The organism is Vibrio sp. 1F253, from assembly GCF_041439295.1.
GTDB lineage: Bacteria > Pseudomonadota > Gammaproteobacteria > Enterobacterales > Vibrionaceae > Vibrio > Vibrio tasmaniensis_A.
Window position 1 is genome coordinate 23,164 of record NZ_JBGONU010000043.1, and the last position, 18,452, is coordinate 41,615.

At 43.3% G+C, this 18,452-nt stretch carries 13 protein-coding genes and 1 tRNA gene; 9 read left to right on the forward strand and 5 right to left on the reverse strand.

Features of this window, described 5'->3' with window-relative positions; genetic code table 11:
* Window positions 1–53: 53 nt before the first annotated feature.
* The 5 genes from ACED28_RS18030 to ACED28_RS18050 form a co-directional block, all read right to left on the reverse strand.
* Window positions 54–1,115 carry an ROK family protein gene (locus tag ACED28_RS18030; RefSeq protein ID WP_371710399.1) on the reverse strand — a complete coding sequence of 354 codons (1,062 nt, stop codon included), beginning with the start codon at window positions 1,113–1,115 and terminating at the stop codon, window positions 54–56.
* Window positions 1,099–2,937 carry a glycoside hydrolase family 13 protein gene (locus tag ACED28_RS18035; protein ID WP_371710400.1) on the reverse strand — a complete coding sequence of 613 codons (1,839 nt, stop codon included), beginning with the start codon at window positions 2,935–2,937 and terminating at the stop codon, window positions 1,099–1,101. Before ACED28_RS18035 ends, ACED28_RS18030 begins: the two co-directional genes overlap by 17 nt.
* A 9-nt stretch (window positions 2,938–2,946) precedes the next feature.
* Window positions 2,947–3,780 (reverse strand): sugar ABC transporter permease, encoded by an 834-nt coding sequence (locus ACED28_RS18040; protein WP_029223077.1) that lies wholly within the window; start codon window positions 3,778–3,780, stop codon window positions 2,947–2,949.
* Between the two features lie 37 nt (window positions 3,781–3,817).
* Window positions 3,818–5,101, reverse strand: a complete 1,284-nt coding sequence (locus ACED28_RS18045; protein ID WP_009847628.1) for a carbohydrate ABC transporter permease — start codon at window positions 5,099–5,101, stop codon at window positions 3,818–3,820.
* Window positions 5,102–5,228: 127 nt separating this feature from the next.
* Window positions 5,229–6,473, reverse strand: a complete 1,245-nt coding sequence (locus ACED28_RS18050) for a maltose ABC transporter substrate-binding protein (RefSeq protein ID WP_135444385.1) — start codon at window positions 6,471–6,473, stop codon at window positions 5,229–5,231.
* A gap of 500 nt (window positions 6,474–6,973) precedes the next feature.
* Between ACED28_RS18050 and ACED28_RS18055 the strand changes: the two genes are divergently transcribed.
* From ACED28_RS18055 to ACED28_RS18095, 9 genes are all read left to right on the forward strand, one after another.
* Window positions 6,974–8,005 carry a porin gene (locus ACED28_RS18055; RefSeq protein WP_371710401.1) on the forward strand — a complete coding sequence of 344 codons (1,032 nt, stop codon included), beginning with the start codon at window positions 6,974–6,976 and terminating at the stop codon, window positions 8,003–8,005.
* A gap of 37 nt (window positions 8,006–8,042) precedes the next feature.
* Entirely contained in the window at window positions 8,043–9,083 is a 1,041-nt protein-coding gene (gene lpxD / locus ACED28_RS18060; RefSeq protein ID WP_371710402.1) for a UDP-3-O-(3-hydroxymyristoyl)glucosamine N-acyltransferase, read from the forward strand.
* Between the two features lie 98 nt (window positions 9,084–9,181).
* Entirely contained in the window at window positions 9,182–9,664 is a 483-nt protein-coding gene (locus ACED28_RS18065; protein WP_167851856.1) for a glycosidase, read from the forward strand.
* Window positions 9,665–9,903: 239 nt separating this feature from the next.
* A complete protein-coding gene (locus ACED28_RS18070) occupies window positions 9,904–11,025 on the forward strand; it encodes an ABC transporter ATP-binding protein (RefSeq protein WP_371710403.1) in 1,122 nt (373 codons plus the stop codon).
* 363 nt (window positions 11,026–11,388) lie between these two features.
* Entirely contained in the window at window positions 11,389–13,260 is a 1,872-nt protein-coding gene (locus tag ACED28_RS18075) for an alpha-amylase family glycosyl hydrolase (protein ID WP_371710404.1), read from the forward strand.
* A 249-nt stretch (window positions 13,261–13,509) separates the two neighbouring features.
* Window positions 13,510–16,092, forward strand: coding sequence for an alanine--tRNA ligase (gene alaS, locus ACED28_RS18080; RefSeq protein WP_371710405.1), 2,583 nt, complete (start codon window positions 13,510–13,512; stop codon window positions 16,090–16,092).
* 220 nt (window positions 16,093–16,312) lie between these two features.
* Window positions 16,313–17,494, forward strand: a complete 1,182-nt coding sequence (locus ACED28_RS18085; RefSeq protein ID WP_371710406.1) for an aspartate kinase — start codon at window positions 16,313–16,315, stop codon at window positions 17,492–17,494.
* A gap of 92 nt (window positions 17,495–17,586) precedes the next feature.
* Window positions 17,587–17,784, forward strand: coding sequence for a carbon storage regulator CsrA (csrA, locus tag ACED28_RS18090; protein WP_009847619.1), 198 nt, complete (start codon window positions 17,587–17,589; stop codon window positions 17,782–17,784).
* 475 nt (window positions 17,785–18,259) lie between these two features.
* Window positions 18,260–18,352 (forward strand) — tRNA-Ser (locus ACED28_RS18095).
* Window positions 18,353–18,452 lie beyond the last annotated feature (100 nt).

Here is an 18,452-nt window from a genome sequence, read left to right on the forward strand (position 1 = left end):
GGTTGTCCTCTGAAACTATTCAATATCTTCTCCTTCTAAGGTTACCATTCTTGTCACGACGAGCGTAAATGATTGTTGTGATTTTTTTCAGCGATGAGAAACGCTCCGCGAGCAAAGGTGAATTCATCTTGTTTTGGGTGAATAATCACTGGAATTTCATTAACGTGAATGTAGCGAGACAATGCGACTTTTAAATCTGCCGTTAATGTAGGATAGGTCGTTGCTTCGCCTGATAATACGAGTCGTGTGGGCTGTAATTGCTGAATGGGATTAACTAAACTGCGCGCCAATTGGTCGATATAAGTACGATAGATGCGCGATGCATGCGGTTCACTTTGGTCTACGCCTGAAAAAATTTGCGTTAAAGTTTGGTCTTTTAGCACGACTTGATGATATTGCCGCTCAATACTTGGTGCGGATAAAAACTGTTCAATGCAGGCCTCGTTTCCACAGCGACATATAGGAGTTAAGCCATCAACGAGCCATTGAAAATTTGGTAACGTTGAATGTGCCCAATGTGAGCTTAATGGGTGGTGCACTTGCTCGTTATTTTGATAAAAACTTATGCCACAACCATCGCCCAAAAATACGCTGAGTATGGCCTCTTTGTGTAAATCCCTAGCCCTCTTATTGAGACTTGAACCTGCCGAGAGTGGTTGTTCAATTGAGTCTGCGTTCGTCATTGCGTTACTAATAGCGTCGTACGCAATGGCCGCACTGTGTGAATGCATCACAAGCGAGCAGTCAACCTTGAAATGCTGATTCAGGTTTCGTGTTAATTGGGTGATTTCAGACGAGTGAGTAGGACTTGGCTTTGCAAGTTTATGTGCGGATTGGCAATGAGATAAAAAAAACTCGGATACACTTATGCCTATCGCGGCGATACCTCCATAGCGGTAGCTGACGCTCGATATTCGGCTTATCAAATGCTGAGTCAAGTGGGCAAGGTCGTCAGGAATGCGCTGCACTATTCTATACACCTCTTGTCCGTTAGAAGTGCTGGCAACCGAGTAAATAGAGTGGGAATCAATCGCGATTCCCATCACTATATTTGGTTCTGCTTTAATGGGCATGATTTGATTAATGACACACTTGGATTTAGTTCGCTTGCTCAATCACGTAGCCATAAGCGCTAATGGTCAGTGATTTTCCATCAAGTATGATCTGTTTATCTTTATCGCTGTTGTTTAAAACAAACATTAAATTGCCCCGGCGGTAAGCGATACACTCTTTGTCTGTCGTCTCTTTTTCATCCTTCACGTTTAACCAGTCAATGCTAGGCTGATTAAAATCGGGATTAGCTTTACGCAAAGCGATCATTTCTTGAATGAAGTTTTTGAATTCTAAGTCTTGCTCTGATTCTTCCCAGATCATGCATTTTCGGTTGTCTTCGCTGCCCATGCCACGGCCGCCATCCATACCAATCTCGCCACCATAATAAATGCATGGAGCTCCGACTTGAGTGAACATAAATAAATAGGCCAATTTAGCTTTACGTTTGTCGCCCTGACATAAGGAGATAATGCGAGTGGTGTCATGGCTATCTAATAAGTTAAACATCGCTTCGTTTACGTTACGTGGGTATGCCATGTACGACGCGTTCACTGCATTTACAAAGCTCTCTTTATCAACGTCGCCAAGACCAAAGTAGTCGGTAATGGCTTGTGTCAGAGGGTAATTCATCAACGAATCGTATTGGTCGCCGCGTAGCCAAGGCATACCTTCGTGCCAAATCTCACCAAGAATGTAGCAGTCTGGGTTGGCATCTTTTACGACTTTACGGAAGTCACGCCAAAACGCGTGGTCCACTTCGTTGGCTACGTCTAAACGCCATCCATCAATGTTGAACTCTTCTACCCAGTGGCGCGCTACGTCTAATAAGTATGCGCGACACTCTTCATTTTCAGTATTCAGCTTTGGCATTTCGACGACGTTGGCGAAAGTTTCGTAGTTTAAGTTCCAAAAATCCCAGTCTTCTTTTGGTGTATCTGGGTATACAGGGAACTGATTGATCCAAAACCAGTCGGCGTATTTGGACTTTGCCCCGTTATTCACAACGTCTAGCCATAGTGGTGATTGAGACCCAATGTGGTTGAACACCGCGTCGAGCATAATTTTCATGCCGCGTTTATGGGCTTCATCGACGAGTGCTTTAAAAGCTTCATTGCCGCCAAAGTGCGGGTCTACATTGTAGTAGTCGACAGTGTCGTATTTATGGTTGGCGTTGGCTGTGAAAATAGGGCACAAATACAAACCATTCACGCCAAGATCTTGCAGGTAATCGAGCTTATCGATCACGCCCCATAAATCGCCACCCATAAAGTTGTCGGATACAGGTCTGGTTCCCCAAGGTTGCACGTTGGCAGGTGATGTTTCAGGGCGACCATTAGCAAAGCGCTCTGGGAATATTTGGTACCAAATGGTGTCTTTTATCCACGTCGGTGTCTTTAAAACGTCACGAGGGTTTATGTAAGGAAAACAGAAGAAATTACTTAAGTTGCTCAGCTCGATTTCTGCGTTTTCAGTCGTTGAAATGTCGGCGCAGCGTTTTTCTCCAAATAGAATCTTTTCGCCGCCTTTTCCGTACAAAATAAAGCCATAGCGGCTACGACGTTTCGGTGGAGTAAACTCTGCAAACCAGTGGTCGTGGTACTCGGTTTCCCCTTCATGAATCATGGTCACTTCATTGCCACCCACCCAACCGTGTGCATCACTGCCACCTAGGTTGCCACCATCGAGGCCACCTTCTGCCCAGTGGTACGGGTCGCCTATCCAAAGTGAAACCTTGTCTAGTTCGCCTTTTGCACAGCGTAAGCGAAGGTGAAGCGTTTCATTGTTGTAAGCGTAGCTGTCTGCACTTTTTGCTGAGTGAGTCAGCGAGCTTTTTGTAATCGGTTTGTTGATAACTGAATTTGTAATAGCCATAGCGGAAATCATCCCTAATTATTATTCTTTAACTGCACCGCTGACGAGGCCGGTAGTAATGTGTTTTTGAGTCGCAACAAATAGCAAAGTGATGGGCACTGCAACCAATAATGAACCCGCGGCAAACAGCGTGAAATTCTCCGCTGAGTTAGATGAAATCCAACTGAAAATACCGATGGCTAGCGTCATTTTTTCTTCGCTGCGTAAGATAAGCGTAGGTAAAATGAAGTCCATCCAAGGTGCGGTGAAAGACACTAAACCAACAAACACTAAGATAGGTTTCGCGAGAGGGAGAATGATCTCGAGGAAAATCGTCATGTGGCCTGCGCCATCAATTTTTGCTGCTTCATCTAATGAAGTGGGAATGGCATCGAAATAACCTTTCACCAACCAAATCATGAATGGTAATGAGCCCGTTACATACACAAATAACAAGCCAGCATAGGTATCAATCAATCCCATTTTCGATAGCAAGATGTAGATAGCCGTCATCGAAAGAAAGGCCGGGAACATCTGCAATACAAGAATGCTCATCATAATGTTGCGCTTACCATTGAAGCGGTAGCGAGAGAACACAAACGCTGAAATAGTCACGACAACCAGTGAGATAACCATATTCGCTGTCGCGAGAAGAAAGGTGTTTTTATACCAGTCTAAATAGGGTGTGTCCGTGAATAACGCGCGGTAGTGGTCGAGCGTAAAGTCAATACTTGTGAAAGAAGAACTGAATAAGTTATTCCCCGTTTTGAATGAAGCTAGTACTGTCCAAATCACTGGGCCAAGTACTAATAATGCGTTGGCAATGAGAAATAAGTACACGACTAGGGTGCCTATTTTGCCAATGTATTTGTCCATGTTAATTAACTTATCCGTACTATTTAAATTAGCCATGTTACATACCTACATCGTCTTTGAATGACTTCATGCGGCTGAATTGCCATATCGCAATACCAGACAAGAACAAGAAGATAATGATTGAGATAACCGAAGCGATTTGATACTGCTGGAAGTCGAGCGTGAGCTTGTAAATCCAAGTGATCAGAATGTCGGTATGTCCTGCAAATCGATATTCAGGGTTGATAGGACCCCCTTCGGTTAACAGGTAAATCGCCCCAAAGTTATTGAAGTTATGGGCAAAGGTCATGACCAACGATGGGGCCACTTGGTGCAACACCATAGGCAGGGTGATTTCTTTAAATTGCTGGAACTTGCTTGCACCATCGACTTCACTGGCTTCATAAAGTTCGCTTGAAATGTTAGTCAGCGCCCCTGCGATAAGTAGCATAAAGTAAGGTGCGCCAACCCAAACACTCACCGCGATAACGGTAATTTTTGCGGTGAAAGGGTCTGATAAGAAGGCAATCGAATCAAAGCCCCACGAGTTTAACGTTGCGTTGACTGGTCCAATACCATTCAGTAGCAAGCGGAACATCAATAAGGTCACGAAAGCAGGAATGGCATAAGGGAGAATAAAGATAAAGCGCCATGCTTTTTTGGCTTTAATGTTTCGATTTTGTAGCGCAAGCGCCAGTAAAAAACCAAACCCACAAGTACATATGGTGGCAAAAAATGCCCACAGAACCGTCCAAGAAGCGACACCGAAGAAAGTGCTCGACCATATTTTCAGTTCAAATAGTGAAACAAAGTTTTTAAACCCCACCCAATCTACAAGGTTTCTTGGTGGGATATGATGAGGTGCCGAATAGTTAGTGAAAGAGACGAGTACCGTAATTATGATTGGTAAAATAATGAATGCGATACTGGCAATAAAAGCTGGCGATAGCATGATGAACGCGAACTTTTGGTCGTAAATGTCTTTAAATTGTTCTCGAAGGTTCAGTCGTGACTTAAGGCTGACTTTTGCATCTTGGACATTAGCGATGTACAGACAGATGAATAAGAAGCTGTAGAGTAGGGCTATGACCCCTTCGACCAACATAAAGACCGAGTTATCGCCCTGTAATATTTTAAAGCCTTCACGAACTTGAGCGACATCTCCTAAAGTGACTAAGCCTTTTAGCGAGGCCAACAGCTCCGGGAGAATCAACAATGTGATTAGCTGCATGGCTAAAAATACACCGCCTTTTATCCAATGACCTTTTACGATCTGTGTACTCCCCATAATAAGGAGTGAAGCGGGCATTCGCGATGCCGGCTGATTCTCTGTTAACAACATTGTTTATCTCTATTGTTTAGGTTGTCGTTATGTATTCGTTTTCTGGTCACGCCCTGAACTAGCGCTGTGGCTTTATGACACAGCGCATGAGCTAAGTCGCTTGTGAGTCGCGACGGGAGTTCAGAGGTTACTCTTGTAATTCTATTTGTTCTTCGATGATCGAAAGCGCACGGTCTAGAACAGAACTCGCAGGTTTATCGTTTACCCAGTAGTCTGTAATAGCACTGGCCATTGGTGACCAAATGAAGCCCATTTCAGGAATAGATGGCATTGCGTCTGAGTAGAAACCTTGCGTAATAATGGCGTAAGTTGCTTCATCGGCATCAACAATGATCTCTTCCATAACTGACTGGATAGGAGGGAGTGCTCTTGACATCTCATAGCGTTTTTTCAGCATCGCGTCGGAAGTAAGGTAGTCAGCAAATAATTGTGCGGCTTTCGGATACTCAGTGTAAGAAGACACAACCGCAAGACGAACAGTTGCAAAAGTGCGTGGTTGTTGGCCTGCTAATTTTGGCATAGGTACAACACCAAGATTTATCCCTGATTCTTGATACCCTTCGATTGCCCAAGGGCCGTCGATAATAGCGGCGACTTTTCCTTCATTAAATAAGCCACGACGTACTTGCGGGTTGCGCATATCAACTGGATTTGAATTGTTGGCCACTTGCAGGGTTTTCATTGCTTCTAAGCCTTGTTGGGCTTTTTCAGAGTTGATGCCGATGTCTTTTGCATCGGTACCGTTATTACCAAATTCGTATGCGCCGTAAAGCGTGACAAACATACGAGACTCGTAATAGTTCTGTATGTCCCAAAGCAGTGCGTATTTATGCTCTTGCTTATTGTTGAAAGTTTTTGAAAATTCAATAATTTCTTCAAAAGTTTCAGGTGCTTTAGTCAGTAAATCTTTATTGTAGAACAGAGCGGTAGTGGCGAAGCTAACTGGGAAGCCATAGCTCACCCCTTCAGCTTGAGACGCATTAATCGCATTTGGCATAAAAGTATTCGAGATACGTTCGGCAGATACCAGATTCTCCATCGCCCCACCTGCCACGACTAATCGCCCCAATAAGTCATGTTCAATCTCGACTACATCTGCCACGCGAGCAGAGCCGCCATCCTGAATCAAACGAGAAGCGGCATCGATAGGCGCTAACCCACGGAATGAAAAATCAATATCGTATCCTAACTCCTTATTAAAGGACTGAGCGGCGTACTCCATGTAGTCGAGTGTTGTTTTGTCGGTCCAGATTAACAACTCAGCCCCATTTTCTGGCTGAATTGTGTCTGCGTTTGCATCGGCTGCAACCGTTAATGTACTGGTCGTTAACGTTGCCGCCATTAAGGCTGCCGCGAATAGATTCTTTTTCATTCCTGAATTTTTCATACTGACACCGCGCTAGTTAAATTCTTAGTAGTCGTTCGTTAAGTACTACTATGGTATGTCTCGCCGACAATATGTCAACATTACCTGGTTAAAATGCCAGCATATTTGTGATGATTGTCACCTTCTGTTTGTGCTTTTTACATCTAGTAGCTATAGGGTTTTATGTCTTGTTTATTGGGGCTTTTGAACAGTGCTTTGTTCTTTTTGATACTTAGATTAATGAAAAGCCTACCGTTTGTGATGGTGATCAATAATCTCCGCAGTCAAGGGTGATTGATCTCTCATTTCTAAATTCAATAGGAAGCAAAACATTTATAATTCTAGAACAATAAATAGGCGTTCATTACGGACGACTATGTTTTTCTGGTTAAATGTTGCGAAATCAGCAAGCCTATCAAGAGACACAGTGGATAGATAAAGAGAAACAGTGAACAAAAATAACCCTACAAATAACAACAAATGATTCAGTGAAGAATCAATAAGGAATGACCGTGAAAAAAACATTATTGTCTGTAGTGATCACCAACACTTTACTTATTAGTGCTGGCGCTTCGGCTGCTGATGACCGAACTATGTCTCCAAGTGATATCTTTTTTTATGACGCTTTAAAATTTGGTGGGCATGTTGGAACATCGATTGAAGTCGAAGAGAAAAACATCACTGATTTTGCATCATGGGGTGGCGGCAAGTCTAAAGAGCGTACAACGACTCATGAAGTGTTTAACGTCTTCTATAATAACGCGGCGTGGAATGCGACCGCACTTTACGCGTTCAAACTTGAAAATCGTAAGAAAAAGAAAGGCGATTACGCAGAAACAGAAAATGGATATAAGCACTTATTATCATTAAACAAAAGTTTTCAACTAGGAAATGGCTGGGGAACGGGCTTGATCTATGAGTTGGAATATACAAAGGGTGATATTGTTACCTCTGCGAAAGTAGACGGCTTGAAAACCACGAAAGCTGAGCACAGTATTCGTCCATACCTTACGTACTGGAATAATGAATATTCAGCGGGTTTCTATTCAAACCTAGAGTACCTATACAACGATTCAGATAAGAGTGTTTGGGGTTCTCGTGAAGAGGAAGGTTACAGCCTCTTATTTAAACCTTACAAGCGCTTTGGTCAGTGGGAAGTTGCAGCTGAGCTTTACTATCAAGTTAAAGAAAATAAAGCGAAAACCGCTAACGGTTCACTCAATGAAGCCAGCGATTTCACCGAGATGTATATTGAACCAATCGTTCAGTACAGCTTTGAAGAAGCCGGCACTATGTACGTTCGTGCTCGTATTGGTGAAAACGAAACGAAACATACAGACGGTTGGGCAAAGAACGAAACTTTCTTCAAAGATATTCGTAAGGCAACTTTAGGCTATGAGCAAGCAATTGGCGACGATTGGTTGGTAAAAGGCGAACTTGAGTGGGCTAAAGACACAGAGACTTTCTCTAAGCTGAAAGGCGAAGAGAAAACTGTAGAACAAGAAACAATGTACCTACAAGCGCTTTACCGCTTCTAAGTGGTATTAATCACAACTCAAATGACAGAGTAATATTATGATCAAAGTTTCAGATATCGCCCAAATCGTTGGTGGAAAAATTGAAGGTGATAACACGGTAGAAATATCGAAGATTCGCCCAGTTTCCAGCGTAGAAGAGGGCGGCTTAGCCATTGTCTTTGCTAAAGCCGATTTAAAAGGGCTATCTGAAACTTTGGCTGATGTCATTGTTGGGCCAGAAGCCATTTTACAGACTAAAGCAAAAACAAAAATCGTGATTGAGAAGCTCGAAGCTGAGAAGCTCAATCAACTAATGCGTCATTATAAAGTTCAAAAATATCAATTATTTGATCAAGGGAATACATCAGATACTCCCGATGTTTATATCGGAAAGCATTGTCAAATAGGTGAAGGTTGCCATTTCATGCCCGGTGTTAAAATCATGAACGGTGTAACAATCGGCAATAACGTTGCAATTCATGCCAATACAGTCATCAAAGAAGGCACTGTGATTGGTAACAATGTCACCATCGACTCTAACAACTCCATTGGTAATTACAGCTTCGAATACATGACCGGGCACAACACCCGTTATGAACGCGTGGAAAGTGTGGGTCGAGTGATCATTGGTGATGAAGTTGAAATTGGCTGTAATAACACCATCGACAGAGGCACTTTAGGCGACACCGTTATTGGTCGTGGAACCAAAATAGATAACCTAGTGCAAATAGGGCATGACTGCAAAATAGGCCAGCATTGTTTACTGGTATCTCAGGCTGGTTTTGCGGGCCACACTACCTTGGAAGATCATGTCATTGTTCATGGTCAAGCCGGTACCGCAGGGCATCTTACTATCGGTAAAAACTCCGTTATTAAAGCCAAATCAGGTGTGAGCCACTCTTTCCCTGCCAATAGTGATCTGTTCGGTTATCCGGCGAAAGATGCACGTTCTTATTATAAAAACTTAGCCGTATTGAACAAATTAACTCATCAAAAAAACAGTAACCCCCGTCCAAACTCTAAATCGTTAGAACTTGATAGAGACAAAAGAGCGGTGGTACCGAAAAAGAGCTTAATAGCGAGACTATTTCGTTTATAGGTTGCCGAAGCGAGAGCTTTAAAAAATCAAAGCCCTAACTCGCGATGACTAAGACGGAATAGAACCCTACATATATAAAAAATAATAAGGAAATGACAATGAAACGTACTCTACTTGTAGCCGCACTTTTATCTTCAGCGTTAATGGGCTGTGCGAGCACAGCTGACACGCCAGCAGCTGATCAAATGAAAGCAACAGGTCCTTTCGCCGATTGTAATCTCGCCACGGTGGAAGATCGCGGGCCAATTCGTCCTTCACTTTATGTTATAGGCACTTTCCCTGATGGCCAGTGGATCCACATGGAAAACCGTCAAATGTCGCATAAAGGCAAAGGTATTTACCAAGTGGTAAGCGAAGAAAAAGCGGGCAACGTAAGTTTGCAGTTCGCAACGATGGGCTGGTCTCCACAATTTACCGCAGCTGGCATGTCGATGACGGCAGGTTATGAGAAAGCGCTAAAACGCGGTGGCTTTGCAAAAAACACAACCGTTAATATTCCAGAAGATGGCAAATATTTATGGAGTGTTGAAATTAGCGAAGATAAGAAGCCGGTTCGCGCATTGGTTAAAGCGTGTAAATAAGCGATGTAGCCAACCTACATGACCCACTCTATATCACTATTTATAACCACGCTTTATAAACTCGTGGTTGAACGCAGTGATACAGATGAAAGGTGCTCTGAATATCAGAGTACCTATGTTTTAAACATAAACCCTAAATGATTAACGTTTACGTCTTTTTAGCCAGTAACTTGAGAGCTCCAGTCACTGGCTAAAAAGATTTTTACCTATCAAGATTTAACCCGTATTCGGAGTTTCAAATGGCAACAGTTAGCCTGCGTAAAGTAGAAAAACAGTACGATAATGGTTTTAAAGCCGTACACGGAATTGACTTAGATATTCACGAAGGTGAGTTCATGGTATTTGTGGGGCCGTCTGGTTGCGCCAAATCTACCACATTGCGAATGATTGCTGGCTTAGAAGATATCTCAGCAGGCGAAGTGCGTATTGGCGATAGAGTGGTGAATGATTTAGCGCCTAAAGAGCGTGGTATTGCCATGGTATTCCAAAACTATGCGTTGTACCCACACAAAACGGTCTTCGATAACATGGCCTTTGGTTTGAAAATGCAAAAGCGACCAAAAGAAGAGATCAAACAACGCGTAGAAGATGCCGCTGAAAAACTAGAAATTACCGATCTCCTGTACCGTAAGCCTAAAGAAATGTCGGGTGGTCAGCGTCAGCGTGTCGCGGTGGGGCGAGCCATTGTTCGTAAACCGGACGTGTTCTTATTTGATGAGCCTCTATCCAATCTTGATGCCAAACTGCGTGTTTCGATGCGTGTAAAAATTGCACAACTACACAAGTCTCTTAAAGATGAAGGTAACCCTGCGACCATGATTTATGTCACGCACGATCAAACGGAAGCTTTAACCTTAGGCGACCGAATTTGTGTATTAAATCAAGGTAACATTATGCAAGTGGACACGCCGACCAACTTGTACAACGCACCACAGAACAAGTTTGTGGCGGGTTTTATCGGCTCCCCAGCCATGAATCTAGTGAACACAATCCTACGCAAGTTAGGTGATGATATTTACGTGGAACTTGCCCCAGGCGCGCAAATTATTATCCCTAAACGTTTACAAGAAAAGCTTGTGGATCATATTGATAAGCCAGTGTGTCTAGGCATTCGACCTGAACACATAAATATTGCCGCTGATGATGAGATGGTGAACGTACACCCTGGTGAGCTGACCGTGGTTGAAAACTTAGGGAATGAAAAATACCTGTATTTCAAATTGGGTGATAACGAAATTGTCGCGCGAGTGAACAACCAAAGCATAAGTACATCAGATATTGGCAGCCAAGTACGCTTTAATTTTGATTCTGCTTTTTGCCATATTTTTGATGGTGAAACCGAACAGAACCTGACGTTGTAAAATCAGGCCTTATTGGCATTAACTATCGTAGATGAATGGTTTCAATAGAACGTTCTAACACCTCTCCTTAATAATATGCCCTAAGTATCTCACTTTGGCTTAAGGGTATAATAAAAATATAAATGAATCCTGAGAAATTATTCTCAAGATACTGTCGCGCCTCAATTAAACAGAACTTATATAAGGAAGGTTTTATTCGTACAGCTGACTTCATCGCTTCTGACATTATTTAACGCGGCCGTAATGGTTGTATGGGAGGGAGACTATATAGCATGCTCACGAAACACGACCTGATAGTTAAATCGCGTGACAAGAATATAAAACAATAACCTACACCAACATAACGTGAATAAAGGACGACACATGAAGAATAAGCTTATTGTGCTATCAGCATTACTGGCTTCCCTACCTGCTATGGCAGATTGGAACCAGGCCTATTTCCGTGGTACAGCCAATAACTGGCAAGCTGAATCTATGGTTAAAGTGAAAGCAAACCACTGGCAAATAGTGAAAAAATTTAATACCGGTGATGGAACGAACTCTCCTAGTTTTAAGGTTGATCGCTTTGGTGATTGGTCTGAAAACTACCCTCTATCAAATTTCTCTGTTGACCCTAATAAAACCTACGAAATTAATTTCTATGACGACACGAATAAAGTGGTGGTCCATGAAAAACTTCCCTTTGATATGCGTGATGAAACCATGTATTTCGTGTTTCTTGACCGTTTCTATGATGGCGATTCAGCCAATAATACATCGACGGGTGCCGACATGTATTCGGCAGACAAATCGGATTTCAAAAAATACTTTGGTGGTGACTTAAAAGGTTTAACCGCAAAGCTAGATTACTTGCATGATATGGGGATCACGGCCATTTGGATAACGCCTCCAGCTGATAATATTAACGTACCTGACAGTCGGGGGGGAGCGGGTTACCACGGCTACTGGGGACGTGACTTCTTTAAAGTCGACGAGCATCTGGGTACCGTTGCCGATTTTAAAGCATTAAAGACGAAAATGGATAGCTACGGCATGAAACTCGTGCTGGACTATGCGCCTAATCACTCTAACCCTGATGATGAAGGGGAGTACGGTGTACTTTATAAAAAGGGTGTCCGAGTTACCGACTACAAAAATGATAATGCAGGGTATTACCATCATAATGGAGCGATCGCTGAAAACGGTAAAGATTGGGAATGGAACGACGCATGGGCAGTTCGTAATAAAACCTTGTTTAACTTAACCGATTTTGACCAACGTAAAGATGGCCCAGCGCGTCAGTACTTGATTGATGGCGCGAAATTCTGGGTAGACTTAGGGGTGGATGCGATTCGTATTGATGCGGTGAAACATATGGATAAAGAGTTTATCCAAGATTTTACTGGCCAAATAAACGCGTACGCGAAGAAAAGCCAAGGTAAAGATTTCTATTTCTTTGGTGAGTGGATGGATTCAGGTGCTGACGCAACGGGATCAAACTTTGCCTCTATCGATTTTGCCAATACATCAGGCTCTGCATTGCTTGATTTTGGTTTGAGAAACACCATCGAAAACGCCTTGCTACAACACAATGGAACTGGCATGTATGCCATTAATAACTACATGAAGCTGAGAGACCAAAAATTCACAAGCAGTGATTGGCAAGTGGTGTTCTTAGATAACCACGATGCGTCACGTATCTCTACCGTTTTACGCTCAGACGCGAAGAACTTTGGCGCAGGCAAAGACAAGTGGGGTGGTCGTCAAAGTGTTGCATTTGCACAAGACAGAGTGGAGCTGGGTTTAGCGCTTATTATGACCTCTCGTGGCATTCCATGTATTTACTATGGAACAGAGCACTACGCAGCTAACTTCACTACCAATGGTTTTGGCCAACAAGGTAATGACCCATACAACCGTGAAATGATGCCAAGCTTTGATAAAACGACCAATGCTTACAAGATGATAAAAACATTAAGTAAGCTTCGTAAGGACAGCTATGCGGTTCAGCAAGGTGATTATATCGAGCGTTGGATAAGCAATGATGTATTGGTATATGAACGTAACGCAGGCGATGACGTAGTTGTGGTTGCAATGAACCTCGGTCAAGGTACATCGGTTAACGCGGTGAATTTAGGATTGGCAAATGGAACTTACGACAGTGTATTAGGCACTGACCAAGTGGTTGTTTCTAATGGCAGCGGTACATTTAATCTAGACCAAAATGAAGTGGTTATCTTACGCACTAAGCACTAACAGATAATACAGGCTATTGATAACGGTTTTACTGGTTTTCGATTGAGTCTCAACAGCATAAACCTCGCATATAGTGTGCGAGGTTTTTTTGTTTTTCTTCGCTTGAACTAGTGGAATATTCTTCATTTTATCGAATTCCAACTAAAATCCTGCCCAAGGGTGTCTTTTCTACAAGAAAACTAGTCGAAGCCTTAACCATGATCTACAATACGGCAAAATTCTAACTCGACTATTTTCAGGAAGAGCTGCATGTACATGAGCACTGATGAGGTTCGCAACGCGTTCCTTAAGTTCTTTGAGAGCAAAGAACACCAAATCGTAGACAGTTCATCGTTAGTTCCACATAACGATCCAACCCTGCTATTTACTAATGCAGGTATGAACCAATTCAAAGATTGCTTCTTAGGCGCCGAAAAACGTGCCTACACTCGAGCAACTACGGCTCAGCGTTGTGTACGTGCGGGTGGTAAACACAATGACCTTGAAAACGTAGGTTTCACGGCTCGTCACCACACGTTCTTCGAAATGCTAGGTAACTTCAGCTTTGGCGACTACTTCAAAGAAGAAGCGATTGGCTTTGCTTGGGAATTCCTGACTGAAACACTAGGTCTGCCAAAAGATCGCCTGTTAGTCACGGTTTACGAGACAGATGACGAAGCATTCGAAATCTGGAACAAGAAAGTGGGCATCCCAGCTGACAAGATTGTTCGCATCGGTGACAAAGAAGGTGGCAAGAAGTTTGAATCTGATAACTTCTGGACAATGGGTGACACAGGTCCTTGTGGTCCATGTACTGAAATCTTCTACGATCACGGTGAGCACATTTGGGGCGGTCGTCCTGGTACACCTGAAGAAGATGGTGACCGTTTCATCGAGATTTGGAACAACGTATTCATGCAGTTCAACCGTCACGCTGACGGCACTATGGAACCGCTACCTAAGCCAGCTGTAGATACTGGTATGGGTATTGAGCGTATCTCTGCAATCATGCAGGGTGTTCACTCTAACTACGAAATTGATGTATTCCAAAAGCTAATCAAAGCGACAGCAGAAGTAGTCGGTCACGACGACCTATCGAACCAATCGCTGCGCGTTATCGCTGACCACATCCGTTCTTGTTCATTCCTAATCGCTGATGGCGTAATGCCTTCAAACGAAGGTCGTGGCTACGTTCTACGTCGTATTATTCGTCGTGCAGTGCGTCACGGTAACAAGATTGGTGCACAAGGCGTGTTCTTCCACAAACTTGTGGGTGTACTGGCTGAAGTGATGGGTTCTGCAGCTGAAGAGCTTAAGAAACAGCAAGAGCTTGTTGAAAAAGTACTTCGCATCGAAGAAGAGAACTTTGGTCGCACGCTAGAGCGCGGCATGGTTATCCTGAACGACGCATTAGACGCACTTGAAGGTAAAGAGCTTGACGGTGAAACAGTCTTTAAACTTTACGATACATACGGCTTCCCAGCTGACCTTACTAACGATGTAGCTCGCGAACGTGACTTTACTATCGATGAAGAAGGCTTTGAGAAGGCGATGGAAGCACAGCGTAAGCGTGCACGTGAAGCGGGTCAGTTCGGTACTGATTACAACGCAACGATCAAAGTAGACACGAACACTGAATTCTGTGGTTACACAGGCACTGAAGGTGCGGGTGAAATTTCTGCGTTATTCGTTGACGGTGAAGAAGTATCTTCACTATCGGCTGGCGACAAAGCAATCATCATCCTTGAAGAGACACCATTCTACGCTGAGTCAGGCGGCCAATGTGGTGACGCGGGTACGCTAAGCACAGCGTCAGGTCTATTCAAAGTACAAGATACTCAAAAGCTAGGTAATGCATTTGCACACCACGGTGAGCTAGTTGAAGGCGTATTTGCTCAAGGCGATAAAGTAGAAGCGCGCGTTGATGCTGAGCGCCGTGCTGCTATCTCACTAAACCACTCTGCAACTCACTTACTTCACTCAGCATTGCGCGAAGTGCTAGGTGAGCACGTTGCTCAGAAAGGTTCTTTAGTTAAGCCAGACAACCTACGTTTTGACTTCTCTAACCTTGAAGCGGTAACACCAGCACAGATTAAAGAAGTAGAGCGTCTAGTTAACGCACAAGTTCGTAAGAATCATGTGATTGAAACGAACATCATGGACATCGAGTCAGCGAAAGAAAAAGGTGCGATGGCACTGTTTGGCGAGAAGTACGATGATGAAGTTCGCGTTCTGTCTATGGGCGATTTCTCTACTGAGCTTTGTGGTGGTATCCACGCAAGCAACACGGGTGATATCGGTCTATTCAAGATCATTTCAGAAGGTGGTATCGCTGCTGGTATTCGTCGTATTGAAGCGGTAACGGGTGAAGCAGCTCTAGATGCAGTAGAAGCTCAGGCTAACGCTTACGAAGAGAAGCTTGCTGAATCAGCTAAGAAAGCGAAATCGCTAGAGAAAGAAATCCAACTACTTAAAGAAAAGATGGCTGCAGCTGAAGGTGCAAACATCATGGGTAAAGTAGAAGAGATCTCTGGTATTAAGGTACTGGTTGCTGCCATTGAAGGTGCAGACAACAAGAACCTACGTACTATGGTTGATAATGCTAAAAACCAAGTGGGTAGCGGCATCATCCTGATTGCGAACGTAGCAGACGGTAAAGTTGGCTTAATTGCTGGCGTAACTAAAGACCTTATCGGCAAAGTTAAAGCGGGTGACCTCGTTAAGATGGTTGCTGAGCAAGTTGGCGGTAAAGGCGGCGGTCGTCCAGATATGGCTCAAGCGGGTGGTACTGACGTTGAAGCACTACCTGAAGCGCTTAAATCAGTACGTATTTGGCTTGAAGAGCGTCTTTAAGCTTAAGTAATTGATACAAAGATGCCCAATCAACTGATTGGGCATCTTTTATTTAGCCCATTGGAAGAACGTCTGAAAAAGGTTTGATTGAGATTAACCAAGAAGGCTAATGGTAACGTTAGACTCCTTGGTTAATTTTTTATTGCTTCGCCATGACGCGGAGTATGTGTTTTTTTGTCATATATAGACATTGGTCTTGGGAAGGTGAGGACGGGTGAAAATGCCTCTTATCGTGCAGAAATTTGGTGGAACGTCGGTGGGTTCAATTAAACGAATCCATCATGTAGCAGAAAAAATCATTGAAGCGAAAAATGAAGGGAACCAGATCCTGGTTGTCGTTTCTGCTATGTCAGGTGAAACAAATCGGTTAGTTAACTTAGCTTCACAAGTTGATAGCGTACCAAACGCTAGAGAGTTGGATGTGCTGTTAACGGCCGGAGAACAAGTTTCCATGGCTTTGTTGGCGATGACGTTGCACAAGTTGGGTTATGAAGCGACATCGATGACTGGCTATCAAGCCAAAATACACACCGATTCTAATCATAATAATGCGACGATTGAGCGTATTGATACCGCTCCTATTAAAGCGCTGTTAGATGATGACCAGATTGTCATTGTTGCAGGTTTTCAAGGCGTTAATGCGAAAGGTGATATCACAACCTTAGGGCGAGGTGGTTCAGACACCACGGCCGTTGCGTTGGCAGGCGCCCTTCAAGCGAAAGAGTGTCAGATATATACCGATGTTGATGGCGTATATTCCTGCGACCCTAGAGTGGTTAAGCAATCTAAGAAATTAGATACCTTAGACTTTCCCTCTATGGAAGAAATGGCTCGCAGAGGCGCTAAGGTTTTACACCTTCCATGTGTTCAACATGCGTGGCGACACAATGTACCATTGAGAGTGCTTTCGAGCTTTGAAGAAGGCGAGGGAACTCTTATCGCGGGTAATGACTGTTTGAATGATATTGCTGGGATAGCCATTCAAAGAGATATGGTTCGCGTCGAGTGTTTGAATCAAGATTTACCGTCTCTCATGTCGCATTGCCATTTATTAGGGATTGAAGTCTGTAGTGTGATCGAGGAAGCAGAACGGGCAGCACTCATTATCAAACCGGACATAAGTGCTAAATTAAAACTAGTTTTTGACGAGAAAATCCGTAATAGTGAACAGGTTAGTTTGTTAACTGTGGTAGGAAGCCGAACACAAGAAATTGTGGTCAGTTCACATGGATTGTTGTCTGAAGGCGAAATTGATGTACAGCATCACTTATTGCAACAGCAGTCTTTAACTTTGGTGATATCACCAACGCAAGTCGATATGGCTGCTAACATATTACACAATGCATACATCGTAGCGCGTGAAACACAGGGTTATCCTAAAAAAGAAGTGCATTTTGGTTAAATAAACTCAATCGATAGTTTACGAAAATATAACTTTTGTTGGATAATGCTCGCGTAGCTAGATAAATTTAGAGATTACTCAAGGAGCAAAGAATGCTAATTTTGACTCGCCGCGTTGGCGAAACACTGATGATTGGTGACGAAGTAACAGTTACTGTACTAGGCGTTAAAGGTAACCAAGTACGTATTGGTGTTAACGCACCTAAAGAAGTATCTGTTCACCGTGAAGAGATCTACATGCGCATTCAAGCTGAAAAAGGTAATGGTAACGTTGCACCCGGCAACTACTAATACTTTTGCGTAGAGAAGAGGCTAGCATTGTTGCTAGCCTTTTTTGATCTTGGGAGAGCAAAATCACAAGTTAGTGATTGGTTAATTCAATAACTGGCTTAGTTCTAGATGTTGGGCTGAATGCTTGATATAGAAAAGTTACGCCGCCTGAGTTAACTCTTGTTGAGCATGATGATATTTGTTTGCCATAGTTCAAGTTTTACTGACTTACCCTATGGTGAAATAGATCATCCCGTAGTATGGTGCAAACAGCAGTGACACTTATTGCGAGATAAATTAGATAATTGTTTTCTGCTGTTTATTATTGCCAATCTTTCACCTTAATTTTTAAGGGAAAAAGCGCGATTTGAAGCTTATAAGTTCAATTTGCAAGCGCTTTGATTAAATAGCAAACGGTTGAGTGTTTTTGTCCAATTTTTTTCAATAAAGTGTTTGACATATTTTCGGTAAAACGTAATATGTGCCTCCGCAAGACGGTGAGGTGGCCGAGAGGCCGAAGGCGCTCCCCTGCTAAGGGAGTATGTGGTTTGTAGCCGCATCGAGGGTTCGAATCCCTCCCTCACCGCCATTTCTTGCTCGTTTGAATTTGCAAGCAAACACAGAAGTAACAATGTGCGCCCTTAGCTCAGCTGGATAGAGTACCTGGCTACGAACCAGGCGGTCGGAGG

Bases quoted from the DNA above. Each gene is read 5' to 3' on its own strand.
- ACED28_RS18085 (WP_371710406.1), top strand. From the start codon at position 16,313: ATGCCTCTTATCGTGCAGAAATTTGGTGGAACGTCGGTGGGTTCAATT.
- ACED28_RS18055 (WP_371710401.1), top strand. From the start codon at position 6,974: ATGACCGTGAAAAAAACATTATTGTCTGTAGTGATCACCAACACTTTA.
- ACED28_RS18075 (WP_371710404.1), top strand. From the start codon at position 11,389: ATGAAGAATAAGCTTATTGTGCTATCAGCATTACTGGCTTCCCTACCT.
- ACED28_RS18040 (WP_029223077.1), bottom strand. From the start codon at position 3,780: ATGGACAAATACATTGGCAAAATAGGCACCCTAGTCGTGTACTTATTT.
- ACED28_RS18065 (WP_167851856.1), top strand. From the start codon at position 9,182: ATGAAACGTACTCTACTTGTAGCCGCACTTTTATCTTCAGCGTTAATG.
- lpxD (WP_371710402.1), top strand. From the start codon at position 8,043: ATGATCAAAGTTTCAGATATCGCCCAAATCGTTGGTGGAAAAATTGAA.
- csrA (WP_009847619.1), top strand. From the start codon at position 17,587: ATGCTAATTTTGACTCGCCGCGTTGGCGAAACACTGATGATTGGTGAC.
- ACED28_RS18070 (WP_371710403.1), top strand. From the start codon at position 9,904: ATGGCAACAGTTAGCCTGCGTAAAGTAGAAAAACAGTACGATAATGGT.
- ACED28_RS18045 (WP_009847628.1), bottom strand. From the start codon at position 5,101: ATGTTGTTAACAGAGAATCAGCCGGCATCGCGAATGCCCGCTTCACTC.
- alaS (WP_371710405.1), top strand. From the start codon at position 13,510: ATGTACATGAGCACTGATGAGGTTCGCAACGCGTTCCTTAAGTTCTTT.
- ACED28_RS18035 (WP_371710400.1), bottom strand. From the start codon at position 2,937: ATGATTTCCGCTATGGCTATTACAAATTCAGTTATCAACAAACCGATT.
- ACED28_RS18050 (WP_135444385.1), bottom strand. From the start codon at position 6,473: ATGAAAAAGAATCTATTCGCGGCAGCCTTAATGGCGGCAACGTTAACG.